This window comes from Pandoraea terrae (genome assembly GCF_902459695.1).
Taxonomy (GTDB): Bacteria; Pseudomonadota; Gammaproteobacteria; order Burkholderiales; family Burkholderiaceae; genus Pandoraea; species Pandoraea terrae.
The window spans coordinates 104,477-120,272 of the sequence record NZ_CABPRZ010000011.1; the positions used below are offsets into that span (position 1 = coordinate 104,477).

The 15,796-nt window shown below is 61.8% G+C and carries 13 protein-coding genes; all 13 read left to right on the forward strand.

The genetic code is table 11. The features are described from left to right. Nucleotides 1-2 precede the first annotated feature (2 nt). Nucleotides 3-752, forward strand: a complete 750-nt coding sequence (locus tag PTE30175_RS14460; RefSeq protein WP_150697759.1) for an ABC transporter ATP-binding protein — start codon at nt 3-5, stop codon at nt 750-752. An 82-nt stretch (nt 753-834) separates the two neighbouring features. Continuing rightward, entirely contained in the window at nt 835-2,040 is a 1,206-nt protein-coding gene (locus PTE30175_RS14465; protein ID WP_460939583.1) for an ABC transporter substrate-binding protein, read from the forward strand. Between the two features lie 119 nt (nt 2,041-2,159). Beyond that, nucleotides 2,160-3,044: a branched-chain amino acid ABC transporter permease gene (locus PTE30175_RS14470; protein ID WP_150697760.1), complete on the forward strand. Its 885-nt coding sequence runs from the start codon at nt 2,160-2,162 to the stop codon at nt 3,042-3,044. A 9-nt stretch (nt 3,045-3,053) separates the two neighbouring features. Next, nucleotides 3,054-4,037: a branched-chain amino acid ABC transporter permease gene (locus PTE30175_RS14475; protein WP_150697761.1), complete on the forward strand. Its 984-nt coding sequence runs from the start codon at nt 3,054-3,056 to the stop codon at nt 4,035-4,037. 402 nt (nt 4,038-4,439) lie between these two features. Next, nucleotides 4,440-5,201 (forward strand): sulfite exporter TauE/SafE family protein, encoded by a 762-nt coding sequence (locus PTE30175_RS14480; protein ID WP_150697762.1) that lies wholly within the window; start codon nt 4,440-4,442, stop codon nt 5,199-5,201. A gap of 160 nt (nt 5,202-5,361) precedes the next feature. After that, the gene (locus PTE30175_RS14485; protein ID WP_150697763.1) at nt 5,362-6,507 is read left to right on the forward strand and encodes an ABC transporter substrate-binding protein; all 1,146 of its coding nucleotides are present in this window, start codon (nt 5,362-5,364) and stop codon (nt 6,505-6,507) included. A gap of 227 nt (nt 6,508-6,734) precedes the next feature. After that, entirely contained in the window at nt 6,735-7,235 is a 501-nt protein-coding gene (gene hpaR, locus PTE30175_RS14490; RefSeq protein WP_150697764.1) for a homoprotocatechuate degradation operon regulator HpaR, read from the forward strand. Between the two features lie 205 nt (nt 7,236-7,440). Next, nucleotides 7,441-8,496 (forward strand): branched-chain amino acid ABC transporter permease, encoded by a 1,056-nt coding sequence (locus PTE30175_RS14495; RefSeq protein WP_150697765.1) that lies wholly within the window; start codon nt 7,441-7,443, stop codon nt 8,494-8,496. A gap of 19 nt (nt 8,497-8,515) precedes the next feature. Continuing rightward, complete coding sequence (locus PTE30175_RS14500) at nt 8,516-10,312, forward strand: branched-chain amino acid ABC transporter ATP-binding protein/permease (protein WP_150697766.1); 1,797 nt, start codon at nt 8,516-8,518, stop codon at nt 10,310-10,312. Next, nucleotides 10,312-11,070: an ABC transporter ATP-binding protein gene (locus PTE30175_RS14505; RefSeq protein ID WP_150697767.1), complete on the forward strand. Its 759-nt coding sequence runs from the start codon at nt 10,312-10,314 to the stop codon at nt 11,068-11,070. The genes PTE30175_RS14500 and PTE30175_RS14505 overlap by 1 nt, the downstream gene beginning before the upstream one ends. A gap of 1,408 nt (nt 11,071-12,478) precedes the next feature. Next, nucleotides 12,479-14,440 carry a tRNA uridine-5-carboxymethylaminomethyl(34) synthesis enzyme MnmG gene (mnmG, locus tag PTE30175_RS14510; protein ID WP_150697768.1) on the forward strand — a complete coding sequence of 654 codons (1,962 nt, stop codon included), beginning with the start codon at nt 12,479-12,481 and terminating at the stop codon, nt 14,438-14,440. A gap of 18 nt (nt 14,441-14,458) precedes the next feature. Continuing rightward, nucleotides 14,459-15,136: a 16S rRNA (guanine(527)-N(7))-methyltransferase RsmG gene (rsmG, locus tag PTE30175_RS14515; RefSeq protein ID WP_150697839.1), complete on the forward strand. Its 678-nt coding sequence runs from the start codon at nt 14,459-14,461 to the stop codon at nt 15,134-15,136. Between the two features lie 32 nt (nt 15,137-15,168). Then, nucleotides 15,169-15,726 (forward strand): lipocalin family protein, encoded by a 558-nt coding sequence (locus tag PTE30175_RS14520; protein WP_224788781.1) that lies wholly within the window; start codon nt 15,169-15,171, stop codon nt 15,724-15,726. Nucleotides 15,727-15,796: the final 70 nt, after the last annotated feature.

The following is a 15,796-nucleotide window of genomic DNA, read 5'->3' on the forward strand; positions in this document are numbered from 1 at the left end:
CAATGTACGGTAATGGCGGAGCCGGCGTTCCGGCGCTCGAAATCGAAGGTCTGCAGGCCTGGTACGGCGAGTCGCACATCCTGCACGGGGTCGACCTGACCGTCGGCCGCGGCGAAGTCGTGACGTTGCTCGGGCGCAACGGCGCCGGGCGCACCACAACCCTGCGCGCGATCATGGGCCTGACCGGTCAACGCAAAGGCTCCATCCGCATCGCCGGCGAAGAGACCATGCATCTGCCGACCTACAAAGTCGCGCATCACGGCGTCGGCTACTGCCCGGAGGAGCGCGGCATTTTCGCGAACCTGTCGTGCGAGGAGAACCTGATGCTGCCGCCGTACGTCGGTACGCCCGGCGCAAAGGCGACCGGCAACGTCGCGGGCATGTCGCTCGACGAAATCTACACGATGTTCCCCAACCTCAAGGAGCGCCGCTTCAGCCAGGGCACGCGGCTGTCGGGCGGGGAGCAGCAGATGCTGGCCGTCGCGCGGATCCTGCGCACCGGCGCGAACCTGCTGCTGCTCGACGAAATCTCGGAAGGCCTCGCGCCAGTCATCGTGCAGACACTCGCGCGCATGATCCTGGCGCTCAAGGCGCGCGGTTACACGATCGTGATGGTCGAGCAGAATTTCCGTTTCGCCGCGCCGCTGGCCGACCGGTTCTACGTGATGGAACACGGCAAGATCGTGGAGCGCTTCGGCGCCCCCGAGTTGGAGACCAAGATGCCGGTCCTGCACGAATTGTTGGGCGTATAAGACGATCGATTCGGAAGGTTTCGCAATCGGTTCGGCATGACCGTTCAAGTCGTAAGCAATAAATCAACGAAGGAGACTACGGATGAAAATGCGGATGAAAGCGCTGGCCTTGGTGGCTGCGATGGGATTTGCGGCCATGGCCGGTCAGGCGCACGCCGACGGCAATAGCGTGAAGATCGGTTTCATCACCGATATGTCGGGTCTCTATACCGATATCGACGGGCAGGGCGGTGCGGAAGCCATCAAGATGGCCATCGCCGATTTTGGCGGCAAGGTGCTCGGCAAGCCGGTCGAGCTGGTGACGGCCGACCACCAGAACAAGGCCGACGTCGCCGCCTCGAAGGCGCGCGAATGGTTCGACCGCAGCGGCGTCGACGTGCTGCTCGGCGGCACCAATTCGGGTACCGCGCTGGCCATGAACAAGGTTTCGGCCGAGAAGAAGAAGGTCTACATCAACATCGGCGCCGGGTCCGACGCGCTGACCAATGACCAGTGCCAACCTTACGGGGTCCACTACGCCTACGACACGGTCGCCCTGGCGCGCGGTACCGGTTCGGCTGTCGTCAAGGCGGGCGGCAAGTCGTGGTTCTTCCTGACGGCTGACTATGCCTTCGGTCACGCGCTCGAAAAGGCCACCGCCGATGTCGTCAAGGCGAACGGCGGCACGGTCAAGGGCCAGGTCCGCCACCCCTTGTCGGCGTCTGACTTCTCGTCGTACCTGCTGCAGGCGCAATCGTCTGGCGCCCAGGTGCTGGGCCTGGCCAACGCCGGCGGCGACACCATCAATGCCATCAAGGCCGCCAAGGAATTCGGCATCAAGGGCAAGATGCAGATCGCCGGCCTGCTGGTGTTCATCAACGACATCCACTCGCTGGGCCTGGCCAACACGGAAGGCATGTACCTGACGGACAGCTGGTACTGGGACAAAGACGAGAAATCGCGCGCCTTCGCGAAGCGCTACTTCGACAAGATGCGCAAGATGCCGTCGAGCCTGCAGGCCGGCGACTACTCGGCGACGCTGACGTACCTGAAGGCGGTTCAGGCTGCCGGTACGACCGATGCCGACAAGGTGATGGCCGAGCTCAAGAAGATCAAGATCGACGACATGTTCAGCAAGGGCTACATCCGCGGCGACGGCACGATGATCCACGACATGTACCTGATGCAGGTGAAAAAGGCGTCGGAATCGAAGAAGCCGTGGGACTACTACAACGTGGTTGCGACGATTCCGGGCGAGAAGGCGTTCACGACGGTAGCCGAATCGACCTGTTCGTTGCTGAAGAAGTAGGAGGCAGTCAGCCAGACGCATGGCATGTGCGCATCACGCGTCGGTGCGCGCATGACGTTTGCGGCGGAACCGGCGGGGCTTCGGCCTCGCCGCCCTCTCTTTCGCGAGAATCGAGTTAGATGGAATTCCTAGGCATCCCCCTCTCGGCGCTGTTGAGCCAACTGCTGCTGGGGCTCGTGAACGGCTCGTTCTACGCCATGCTGAGTCTCGGCCTGGCGGTGATTTTCGGCTTGCTCAACGTCATCAACTTCGCGCACGGCGCGTTGTTCATGTTGGGCGCCATGCTCGCCTGGATGGGCGGCAGTTACTTCGGTATCAATTACTGGGTCATGCTGATTCTGTCGCCGCTGATTGTGGGCGCCTTCGGCGTGGTCCTCGAGCGCACCCTGCTGCGCTGGATCTACAAGCTCGACCACCTGTACGGCCTGTTGTTGACATTCGGCATCACGCTTGTGCTCGAAGGCGTGTTCCGTTCCGTCTACGGCGTGTCGGGCCAGCCGTTCGATACGCCTGAGGCCCTGTCGGGCGCGACCAACCTCGGCTTCATGTTCCTGCCGAACTACCGCGCGTGGGTGGTGGCGGCCTCGTTGATCATCTGCGTGGCCACGTGGTTCGTCATTGAGAAGACGAAGATCGGCGCCTACCTGCGGGCCGGCACGGAAAATCCGAAGCTGGTCGAGGCGTTTGGCGTGAATGTGCCGCTGATGATCACGCTGACGTACGGCTTTGGTGTCGCGCTGGCGGCGTTCGCGGGCGTGCTGGCCGCGCCGGTGATCCAGATCTCGCCCCTGATGGGGCAGTCGATGATCATCACGGTCTTTGCGGTGGTCGTGATCGGCGGCATGGGCTCGATCATGGGGTCCATCATCACCGGGCTGATGCTCGGCGTGATTGAAGGCTTTACCAAGGTGTTCTACCCGGAAGCGTCGGCGACCGTGGTGTTCGTGATCATGGTGATCGTGTTGCTGATTCGCCCGGCCGGGCTGTTCGGCAAGCAAAAGTAAGGGGCGGCGATGCAACGACGGGTGCTTTATTCTCTCTTGCTGGTGGGCCTTCTGGTGGCGCCGTTTGTCGGCGCTTATCCGGTGTTCGTGATGAAGGTGTTGTGCTTTGCGCTGTTTGCGTGCGCCTTCAATCTGCTGCTCGGCTTCACCGGCCTGCTGTCCTTCGGGCATGCCGCATTTTTCGGCAGTGCCGGCTATGTCGCCGGCTTCGCGATCCGCAATCTCGGCTTCACGCCCGAAGTCGGCATCCTGTTCGGGACGTTGTCCGGCGCGGTGCTCGGGCTCGTCATCGGCACGCTGGCGATTCGCCGGCAGGGCATCTACTTCGCGATGATCACGCTGGCGCTCGCGCAGATGCTGTACTTCCTGTGCCTGCAAGCGCCGTTCACCGGCGGGGAAGACGGTCTTCAGGGCGTGCCGCGCGGCAGTCTCTTCGGTCTCTTGCCACTCGACGCCGACCTCGTGCTGTACTACGTCGTCGTGGCGATCTTCTCGCTGGCGTTCCTGTTCATCATGCGGGTCGTGCACTCGCCGTTCGGACAGGTGCTGAAGGCCATCAAGGAAAACGAACCGCGCGCCATTTCCCTCGGCTACGACGTCGACCGGTTCAAGCTGCTGGCCTTCGTGCTGTCTGCGGCGCTGGCCGCGCTGGCGGGCTCGACCAAGACGGTGGTGCTCGGCTTCGAGACCCTGACGGACGTGCACTGGACGATGTCCGGCATGGTGATCCTGATGACGCTCGTGGGCGGTCTCGGCACGCTGTTCGGACCGGTGGTCGGCGCGGTGCTGATCATCGTGCTGGAAAACAAGCTGGGCGACATCGGCAACTGGCTTGCCGCCATGACGGGCGTGACGTGGTTCCAGACGCTGGGCGAGTCCGTGACGATCGTCATCGGGGCGATCTTCATCATTTGCGTGCTCGCCTTCCGGCGCGGTCTCGTGGGTGAGCTCGTGGCCCGCAGCGGGCTGTTGCGCGGCTCCACGGCCGGTTAAATGCGGTGCGCCGGTCCTGCGGCTTCGCGGGGGCGTCCCGCAGGGCTGCGGTCCATTGCACCATGAAAGTGCGCCGCATCGTCACGCTGGCGTGGTTTTGTCGGAATTTTTCTAAAACGTAGGGGTAAATGCTGACTTGTGGTGCACCATGCGCTCCTTTATTCTCCACCCTAGTTCGCGTCACGGCATATATAGGGGCGAGGAACGAGGAGACAATAAGCACGAAACGTGCACCGCCAAGAAGCGCTGTTGGAGAATGCTCCAACAGCGCTTTTTATATTGCGCCGAATGGCGCTATCCTCGCGCTTTTGCTCTCGAACCCGTTTTCGCCATGGCAATCGTATTCGATGAGGGCGCCACGATGCTTGCGCAGGCGCCAACCCTGTCGCCACGGGGGGCCCGTTGACCGACTGGCTGCTACTCGGAGGCGCGGCATTCCTTGCCGGCCTTGTCGATGCGGTGGTGGGCGGCGGCGGCCTGGTCGGCGTGCCGGCCCTCTTCGCCGTTTTCCCCACCGCACCCCCTCCGCTCCTGCTCGGCACCAACAAGATGTCCGGCATCTGGGGCACGGCTGCCGCGGCGTGGCGGTATTCGCGCGGCGTCCAGTTGCACTGGCCGCTATTGCTGCCGGCGACCGCCGCCGCGTTCCTCTTCTCCCTGTTGGGCGCCTACGCCGTCACGCACCTTCCTGCGGACGCCCTGCGCAAGCTTTTGCCGTTTATCTTGTTGTCCGTCGCGGCGTACACCCTGCACAAGAAGGATTTCGGGACCGTTCACGCGCCCGTGCGTCACGGCCCCGGGGTGACCCTGCTGGCCACGCTCGTTGGGGCCGCCATCGGCTTCTACGACGGTTTCTTCGGTCCCGGTACCGGCAGCTTCCTGGTGTTCCTGTTTGTCCGCCTTTTCGGGCAGGATTTTCTCAACGCGTCGGCGTCGTCGAAGATCGTCAACGTGGCAACGAATCTTGCTGCGCTCCTGCTCTTCGGCTGGGGCGGACATGTATGGTGGCAGCTCGGCATCGGCATGGCCGTCATGAACGTGTTGGGCAGCCAGGTCGGCAGTCGGCTTGCCTTGAAGCACGGCGTTGGATTCGTGCGCCGCATGTTCCTTTTTGTCGTGGCCGTGCTGATCGTCAAGACCGGTTACGATGCCTTTTTGCGTTGAGTTTGTGCTGCGATAGCACAAAAATTCGGCACGGGCTTGTCTCAATGTGTGGCGAAACCGCACTTTACGGCGGCGGATCAAGCCCTTAAGATGGGCGTCGATTCACCGACTGCGCGGTCGGTTAATAAGTAGAATTCGAAATTTTTGTGAGGAGACCCAGATGAAACTGAAGTTGCTGTGCATGGCATCGGCTGCGATGCTGCTCGCGGGTGCTGCCAACGCCCAAGTGAAGATCGGTGTGTCGCTGTCGGCGACGGGCCCGGCCGCCTCGCTCGGTATTCCGGAAAAAAACACGATCGCGCTGATGCCGAAGGAAATCGGCGGCAAGACGGTGCAGTACATCGTGCTTGACGACACCACCGACACCACCACAGCCGTCAAGAACACCCGCAAGCTGATCAGCGAAGACAAGGTCGACGCCGTGATCGGTTCGACGGTGACGCCGAACTCGCTGGCGATGGTCGACGTCGCGGCCGAAACGCAGACGCCGATGATCTCGATGGCTGCCGGTGCCGCGATTGTCGAGCCGATGGACGCCAAGCGCACGTGGGCCTTCAAAACGCCGCAGAACGACATCCTGATGGCCACGGCGATTGCCGAGCACATGGCCAACAACGGCGTGAAGACGGTGGGGTTCATCGGTTTCTCCGACGCTTACGGCGAGGGCTGGCATCGCGAATTCGTGAAGGCGGCGGATCTGAAGAAGATCAAGATCGTGGCGGATGAACGTTTCAATCGTTCGGACACGTCCGTCACGGGCCAGACCCTCAAGCTCATGGGGGCGAACCCGGATGCCGTGCTGGTTGCCGGATCTGGCACGCCGGCCGCGCTGCCGCAGCGTTCGTTGAAGGAGCGCGGCTACAAGGGCAAGCTGTATCAGACCCACGGCGTCGCCAACAACGACTTCCTGCGCGTGTGCGCCAAGGACTGCGAGGGCACGTACCTGCCGGCCGGCCCGCTGCTGGTGGTCGAGCAGCTGCCCGACAGCAACCCGGTGAAGAAGTCGGCTGCGTCGTACAAGGCAACTTACGAGAAGGCCTACGGTGCCGGTTCGATCTCGACCTTCGGCGGCCACGCATGGGACGCCGGCTTGCTGCTGCAGACCGCCATCCCGGTTGCCTTGAAGAAGGGGCAGCCCGGCACGCCGGAATTCCGCGCCGCCCTGCGTCAGGCGTTGGAAGACATCAAGAACCTGCCGGGCACGGCCGGCATCTTCAACATGAGCACGAAGGACCACAACGGTCTGGATCAACGCTCGCGCGTGATGGTGCAAATCGTGGGCGGCAAGTGGAAATTGGCGAACTGATGGCCGCCGGGGCTGCCTATAGGACGCAGGCATGCCCCATTCGTATTGAAGGAACGGGCGTTCGCGCCCGTTTTTCATGAAGGGTAGCAAACGTCGCACGTCGGAAGCGCGGAAGGGGCTCGCCCGGGGGGCGGTCCAGTGGAAACCGAAGCTGGTGACCGCGGCTTTTCAACGTGATCCCGAAAGATCCGGGGGGATCTTTCCGCGATCCATTCGAGTGCATATTCATGACAGGTGAATTCGAACACCGCAATCTTTCGATGGTGCTGTTGCAGTCCCGCGAGGCCGTGATGGGCCTTTTCCGGCCGCTGCTCAAGCCCTTCGACCTGACCGAGCAGCAATGGCGCGTGATCCGCGCCATCAACGACAGCGATACCGGCGAGATGGAAATCGGCCAGATCGCACGCGAGTGCTGCATCCTGAGTCCGAGTCTGTCGGGCATGCTCGAGCGCATGGACGGCGCCGCCCTCATCAAGCGCCGGCGGGTCGCCGCCGATCAACGCAAGGTCATGGTCTCGTTGACCCCCGCAAGCCGTCAGCTCGTCAAGAAACTCGGCCCGCAGGTCGAGGCGCGTTATCGCTATCTCGAAACATGCGTCGGCCGGGAAACGTTGGCCGAGATTTATCGCCTGCTCGATGTCGTGCGCGAGGCTTTGCCGCCGGAGGTTGTGGCAGATGCACCCGGCGCGCCGGTCAAGCCGCGCCGGCGCCGGACGGCTGTCGAATGATCGCATCGCCCTGCACGGCCTAGTAGTACCCCGAGTTTTAACAATACGTAATCAATTTTACAATTCATAATTCGTCGCGATCCGGCGAGATGAAGGGGAACGCTCCAACCGGCCAGTGTGGGGGCGTGCATCAACCGGTGTTTGGCGGCTTCTCGCGACGTTTGCCGGCATCGGTCAAGAAGTATTCAAACGAAGTGAGAGGAGCATGGATCTTTCGATTGCAGCCATTCTGGCGCAGGACGGCATCACCACGGGCGCTATCTATGCCTTGCTGGCATTGGCGCTGGTGCTGGTCTTTTCCGTCACTCGCGTCATTTTCATTCCGCAGGGCGAGTTCGTGTCGTATGGCGCGCTGACGCTCGCGGCCGTTCAGACGCAGAAATTCCCGATGACGAGCTGGTTGTTGCTGGCGATGGGCGTGTGCACCTTCATCGTCGAAACGGCGGGCGTGTTGCGTCATTCCGAGCGCCGTAAGCTGGCCGGGCGTCTGGTGCCGATCCTGGCGGGCAAGTATCTCGTCTTCCCGGCGGCCGTGTTCTTCGTCGTGCAGGCCTTGGTGCCGCTGACGTTGCCGATGATCGTGCAGATCGCGCTGGCGCTGTTGGTCGTCGTGCCGATGGGTCCCATGCTGTATCGCCTGGCCTACGAGCCGCTGGCCAACGCCAGCACGCTGCTGCTACTGATCGTATCCGTGGGCGTGCACTTTGCGCTGACGGGGCTGGGTCTGGTCATGTTCGGCGCTGAGGGCTCGCGCACGCAGCCGTTCTCCGACGCCAGCTTCAGCCTTGGCTCGGTGATGGTTTCGGGGCAGAGCCTGTGGGTGGTGGCGGTATCGGCCATCATGATCGCGGGCTTGTACTTCTACTTCGACCGCACGCTGTCCGGCAAGGCGTTGCGCGCGACGGCGGTGAACCGTCTGGGCGCCCGGCTGGTGGGCATTGGCACCGTACAGGCCGGCCGCCTTGCCTTTACGCTGGCGGCGGTGCTGGGCGTGCTGTGCGGCATCCTGATCGCACCGATCACGACCATCTATTACGAGTCCGGCTTCCTGATCGGCTTGAAGGGTTTCGTGGGCGCCATCATTGGCGGCCTGGTGAGTTATCCGGTGGCGGCCCTGGGCGCCATTCTGGTGGGTTTGCTTGAGTCGTATTCGTCCTTCTGGGCGAGCGCCTACAAGGAAGTCATCGTCTTTACCTTGATTCTTCCGGTGCTGCTGTGGCTATCGCTGACCAGCAAGCATGTGGAAGAAGACGAGGAATGAGCGGGCGGAGACGACGACAATGAAAAACAAATACTTCCTGATTTTCCTGGTGCTGCTGGCCGTGTTGCCGGTACTGCCCGCGCCGGTCCGTCTGCCTGAATACTGGGTCACGTTGCTCAACTACATCGGCTTGTACAGCATCGTCGCCATCGGGCTCGTGCTCTTGACCGGTGTCGCGGGCATGACCTCGTTCGGCCAGGCCGCCTTCGTGGGTTTGGGCGCGTATTCAACGGCCTACCTGACAACTGTCTATGGTGCTTCACCGTGGGTGGGCTTGATCGTCGGGATCGCCATCACCGCGGCGGCAGCCCTCGTCATTGGCGCGATCACCATGCGCCTGTCGGGGCACTTCTTGCCGCTGGGCACGATTGCGTGGGGCCTGTCGCTGTACTTCCTGTTCGGCAACCTCGAGTTCCTGGGCAAGTACGACGGCCTGAACGACATTCCTGTCCTGAACGTCTTTGGCCTGGATTTGAACACGGGCCGCGAGATGTTCTACCTGATCTGGGTGGTGGTCGTGTTGGCGGTGGTGTCGGTGCAGAACCTGCTCGATTCGCGCCCCGGGCGTGCGATTCGTGCCTTGAAGGGCGGGGGCGTCATGGCGGAGGCCATGGGCGTGAACACGGCATGGATGAAAGTCGTCGTGTTCGTTTATGCAGCGGTGCTGGCGGCGATCTCCGGCTGGCTGTACGCGCACCTGCAACGCGCCGTGAATCCGACCCCATTTAACCTGAACCATGGTATCGAGTACTTGTTCATGGCGGTGGTGGGGGGTGTTTCGCACGTATGGGGCGCGGTGTTGGGCGCTGCGATCCTGACGATCCTGAAGGATTACCTGCAGAACATTCTGCCGATGTTGCTGGGCGCCAACGGCAACTTCGAGACCATCGTCTTCGGCATCTTGCTGGTGTTGCTGTTGCAGTACGCGCGCGACGGCGTGTGGCCGTTCTTCAAGAAGATTTTCCCTCAGCGCCGCACGGTGCGTGCGCCCGAAAACGCGGATGCGCTGGGGCATCGGCCGAAGCCGAAGGCGGGCGACGTGGTGCTGGACGTGAAGGCTGCGCGCAAGGAATTCGGTGGTCTGGTGGCGGTCAACGATGTGACGTTTCGGGTCAAGGCGGGCGAGATTGTCGGCCTGATCGGTCCGAACGGCGCGGGCAAGTCGACGACCTTCAACCTGGTGACTGGCGTTTTGCAAGCGACTCGCGGCGAGATCACGTATCTGGGCGAGCGCATTGACCGGCTGCCGTCGCGCGAGATCGTCAAGCGCGGCATCGGCCGGACCTTCCAGCATGTGCGACTGATGCCGCACATGACGGTGCTGGAGAACGTGGCGATCGGCGCTTACTTGCGTGACAAGGGAGGTTTGCGCCGTCGTCCGCAGGGGGGCGTGTGGTCGAGCGTGTTGCGTCTGGATCGACGTGAAGAAGCGATGCTGCTGCATGAAGCGGCCAAGCAGATCGAGCGGGTGGGTCTGGGCGCGCACATGTATGACGAGGCGGGCAGCTTGGCGCTGGGCCAACAGCGGATCCTGGAAATTGCACGTGCGCTGGCGTGCGATCCGACCTTGCTGTTGCTGGACGAGCCGGCGGCCGGTTTGCGCTACAAGGAAAAACAGGCGCTGGCGGAGTTGCTGAACAAGTTGAAGGACGAGGGCATGAGCGTGTTGCTGGTGGAGCACGACATGGACTTCGTGATGAACCTGACCGATCACCTTGTCGTGATGGAATTCGGGACCAAGATTGCGGAAGGCTTGCCGGAGGATGTGCAGAAGAATCCGGCGGTTCTGGAAGCCTACCTCGGGGGAGTGGAGTGATGAGCGAAGCAACGAAAGAGACGATCCTCGACGTCAAGAACCTGTCGGTCGCCTATGGCAAGGTGGAGGCGCTTCATGGCGCGCACTTGCGGGTGCGTGCCGGTGAGATCGTGACGGTGATCGGCCCGAACGGCGCGGGCAAGTCGAGCATGCTTAACGCGATCATGGGGGCATTGCCGCAAAATGGTTCGAGCCATGGGCAGGTGGCCTATCTGAATCAGGAGATGTCGGCGCTGACGATCGAGGCGCGGGTATCGCGCGGGATGTGCCTGGTGCCGGAGAAGCGGGAACTGTTCTCGACGATGACGGTTGAGGACAACCTGCTGTTGGGGGCGTACCGGCGCAAGCGGGCGGGGGAGAAGAATTTCCTGGATCAGATGGAGGTGGTGTACGGCCTTTTCCCGCGGTTGAAGGAGCGCCGGGTGCAACAGGCGGGCACGTTGTCGGGGGGCGAGCGCCAGATGTTGGCGGTGGGCCGGGCGTTGATGGCGAAGCCGCAGTTGTTGATGCTGGATGAGCCGAGTTTGGGTCTTGCTCCGCTGATTGTGAAAGAAATCTTCCATATCATCAGCGACTTGCGTAAAACCGGGGTGGCGACGCTGCTGATCGAGCAGAATGCTCGCGCTGCATTGCAGGTCGCCGATTACGGGTACGTGATCGAGACGGGAGAACTGGCGCTCGAAGGCGCGGCGCAGGAGTTGGCCACTAACCCGAAGGTTATCGAGACTTACTTGGGGCTGGCGAAGGCGGCGGCTTGAGGTCGGTTGTTGGGTGTTTGAGAGAGTTTGGTTGGGCCCACCTGGTTTGGTGGGCTTTTTTGTTTGTCGCTTCTCGACGTGCTTATCTGTGCTCGTGCCGGGCGCAAAGGCTCCTCTTGCCTATTGATGCTCGCGCCGGCTGCAACTGCTCGTCTTGCCTATTGATGCTCGCGCCAGCCGCAGCATTGGCCCGCTTTCCGCTCCCGACAGAACACACGTACGCGGAAAGCGGGCCAACGCTCCGGCGAACCGCCATCGTTCCGTCGACACACTGCCTCAAGCCACCCAATGCTTGCCCCAGTCTGACGCGACAGCCGTCTTCACAAGCCGCTCCACGCGGCATGCCGATTCCCGGACTCGCTCTCGAGGGACCGGCGTCGACTCCGATAATCGTCATGCCGTGATACCCCGGCGGTCCACACGGCCCCCGCGGCCTCGGGGCCGTAAACCGAACGAAGATTTCGGCGCGCCACTGCGTATCGTGCGACGTGGTTCATCGGCGGCCACGTCGGTCGCGCTTCTCGCGTATCGGATCGCTCGTTCTCACCCCCACGACAGCGCTGAGCGGGCACAATCCCACTTTGTTGTGTTGGAAGTGTTATATCGAGCGTGCTCAGCCGCTTGCCGCGTAACGCCCGCCCGCAGCGGCAGCTTTGCCGGGATGGCATGGCATCCCGGAGGTTATCGACGCGTTATAGCCGAGACCTTCGCGATAAGGCCGGAGTACACCGAGGGTTTCAACGAACCGGGGCGCGTCGCACGGTGCCGGAACGTCGAAACCCGTGTCCGGTTTACGGCCCCGAGGCCGCGGGGGCTGTGTGGACCGCCGGGGTGTCACGGCATGACGATTATCGGAGTCGACGCCGGTCCCTCGAGAGCGAGTCCGGGAATCGGCATGCCGCGTGGAGCGGCTTGTGAAGACGGCTGTCGCGTCAGACTGGGGCAAGCATTGGGTGGCTTGAGGCAGTGTGTCGACGGAACGATGGCGGTTCGCCGGAGCGTTGGCCCGCTTTCCGCGTACGTGTGTTCTGTCGGGAGCGGAAAGCGGGCCAATGCTGCGGCTGGCGCGAGCATCAATAGGCAAGACGAGCGGTTGCAGCCGGCGCGAGCAACAGTAGGCAAGAGGAGCAGTGGCGGCCGGCGCGAGCATCAATAGGCAAGAAGGGCAGTTGCGCCCAGCACAAACATAAATACGCCCCTTACGCCGAAAACCCAAGTCATGTTTCACGTGAAACATCTCCGCCGTCCCCGAACACGATGTTTCACGTGAAACATCGATGCCCCGAACCGTGGTATTTCCCGCATGTTCCACGTGAAACGTCCCGTCGTTACAAATGCGGCAGTGCAATACCGCTATAATTTCGCCATTGTGCTTATTTGAGAGTTTGCCGCGCGCGGCAATATTGCGATGCTCTATCCGACCGAGTTCGACGTGATCGTGGTGGGTGGCGGCCATGCAGGTACCGAGGCTGCGCTCGCCTCTGCCCGCATGGGCTGTAAAACCTTGCTCCTGACCCATAACATTGAGACTTTGGGCCAGATGAGCTGCAATCCGTCCATCGGCGGTATTGGCAAAGGCCACCTCGTGAAGGAGGTCGATGCACTGAGTGGCGCGATGGCGGCGGCCACGGATGAGGGCGGGATTCAGTTTCGAATTCTCAACTCGTCGAAGGGCCCGGCGGTCCGCGCGACGCGCGCTCAAGCCGATCGCCTTCTTTATAAGCAGGCCATCCGCCACCGACTGGAAAATCAGCCCAATTTGTGGCTCTTTCAGCAGGCCGTTGAAGACCTGATGGTCGAGGGCGACCGCGTTGTGGGCGCCGTCACGCAGGTCGGACTACGCTTCCGCAGCCGTGCCGTGGTGCTGACCGCCGGTACCTTCCTCGATGGCAAGATTCACGTCGGCCTGAACAATTACGTGGGCGGTCGCGCAGGTGATCCCGCTGCCGTAACGCTGTCTTCGCGCCTCAAGGAGTTGAAACTCCCTCAAGGCCGACTGAAGACCGGGACGCCGCCGCGCATCGACGGCCGTAGCATCGATTTCTCAGTGCTCGAAGCTCAGCCCGGCGATCTCGATCCCGTGCCGGTCTTTTCCTTCCTCGGCCGTCCCGAGCAGCACCCGCGCCAAGTTCCGTGCTGGGTCACGCACACGAACGAACATACCCACGACATCATTCGCGGTGGCCTGGACCGTTCGCCCATGTACACCGGTGTCATCGAAGGGGTGGGGCCGCGCTACTGCCCATCGATCGAAGACAAGATCCACCGTTTCGCGGATAAGACCTCCCACCAGATCTATCTGGAACCGGAAGGCCTGACCACGAATGAGTTTTACCCGAACGGTATTTCCACAAGTCTGCCGTTCGATGTTCAGCTCGAACTGGTTCGCTCCATGCGTGGCATGGAGAACGCCTATATTTTGCGTCCCGGCTACGCCATCGAGTATGACTACTTCGATCCACGTGGCCTGCGCAGCTCCCTTGAAACGCGGGTGATCTCGGGCCTGTTCTTTGCGGGCCAGATCAATGGCACAACCGGCTACGAAGAGGCCGCAGCACAAGGGTTGCTCGCCGGTATCAATGCGGCGCTGCAAGTCCAGGGCCGTGACGCCTGGTGCCCACGGCGCGATCAAGCGTACCTTGGCGTGCTCGTCGACGACTTGATCACCCGGGGCGTATCCGAACCGTACCGCATGTTTACTAGCCGCGCCGAGTATCGCCTGTCGCTGCGGGAAGACAACGCCGATATGCGCCTGACCGAAATCGGGCGTGAACTTGGGGTCGTGGATGATGTTCGCTGGGAAGCGTTCCAGCGCAAGCGTGATGCTGTTTCACGTGAAACAGAGCGTCTGAAGTTGACGTGGGTGAATCCCAAGACGCTTCCCGCGGAGGACGCTGTCCCACTGTTGGGTAAGGCGATCGATCACGAATACTCGCTTGCGGAATTGCTGCGCCGGCCTGAAGTGAATTACAGGGACCTGATGGCCCTCCAGGATGGCCGTTATGCGCCCGAAGTCACGCTTTCGGATGACGTAGTGCAGGCAGCCCAGATCCGCGAGCAAATCGAGATTGCCACGAAGTATCAGGGTTATATCGATCGTCAGGCAGACGAAATCGGGCGCAAGGAAGCGAACGAGAATACCGTTTTGCCACCGAACATCGATTACAGCGAGGTCCGTGGTCTATCCATCGAGGTTCGTCAGAAGCTCACCGCTCAGCGCCCCGAGACATTGGGCCAAGCATCGCGTATTTCCGGCGTCACGCCGGCGGCGATCTCGTTGCTGCTTATCCACCTGAAAAAGGGCTTGGGACGTCGCCGTACCCAAGTCGAAGCGGGGGATAGCAACGATGATGACCAGCACGCAGCCTGACGCGGAGAACGCATGACAGTGACTTCGCGCTCCGAAAGCTCGAAAGACAAGGATCTCGCCGCCATGTTGGCGGAGGGTGTCGCGCAACTTGGTGTGGCACTGGACGAGGATCAACATACGCGGTTGCTCGACTACTTGGCGTTGCTGGCGAAGTGGAATGGCGTCTATAACCTGACCGCCATCCGTGACCCGCGTCAGATGTTGATTCAGCATGTCCTGGATTCGCTTGCCATCGTTCCGCATCTCGTCGACGAGCCCATCACCCGAATCCTCGATGTCGGCTCCGGCGGCGGACTGCCGGGCATGATTCTCGCGGTCACACGCCCGGATTGGCAGATCACCGTCAACGACATCGTGCATAAGAAGACGGCTTTCCTCACGCAAGCCAAAGGGGCGCTGAAACTCGACAACGTGACGGTGATCACCGGTCGTGTGGAGCAGTTGCAGATCGGCGCGGAAGTCTCTGCGCCGTTCGATGCGATTGTTTCCCGTGCCTTTGCCGATCTGTCGGATTTTGTCGGGCTGGCCCGCCATTTGCTCACCTCGACCGGTAGTATCTGGGCGATGAAAGGCGTGGCGCCGGACGAGGAGATTGCACGACTCCCGGCCGACTGCCAATTGCTTGCGCGCATTCGCCTGCAAGTGCCGTTTCTCGATGCGGAACGTCATTTGCTGCGTGTGAAGGTGGGCGTATGAGCAAGGCCATGCGCTGGATTGGAGGCCCCATCATGGCCTTGTCCGTCGTGGGGGCGGCCGCCTGGGCGGGCGCCGGTCAGGAGCCCGTTGCGTCGCGTGTACGACCCGTTCAGGCGCTCGATGTCTCGCGATATCAAGGCACGTGGTACGAAATCGCGCGCTATCCGAACTTCTTCGAGCGCAAATGCGTCGGCGATGTCACAGCCACTTACGAGCCGCAGGCCGACGGCACGCTGCGTGTGCTCAATCGCTGCCGAAAGGAAGATGGAACGGAAGACATCGCTGTCGGCATTGGCAGGCCAGACGTGAAGGGCGGTAGCACCGCACGCTTCAAGGTCACGTTCGTGCCCAAGTGGCTCGAGTGGGTGCCCTGGCTGTATGCGAATTACTGGATTGTTGTGCTCGACGATGACTACCATTACGCGGCCATCGGTGAGCCGAGCCGCGAGTATTTGTGGGTTTTGTCGCGTACGCCGAAACTCGATGACAACACCTTGTATCAGATCCATGCGAAGTTGCGAAAGCAGGGTTACGACACCGACAAGCTGGTACTGACGCCGCAAAAAGCCGCACAGGCCGCAGCGCAGTGAGTTACAAAAGCGGGGCGAAGGCGAAACCTGAGCATTGCTCAGATAAGCGTATTTTCACGGCAACAGAACC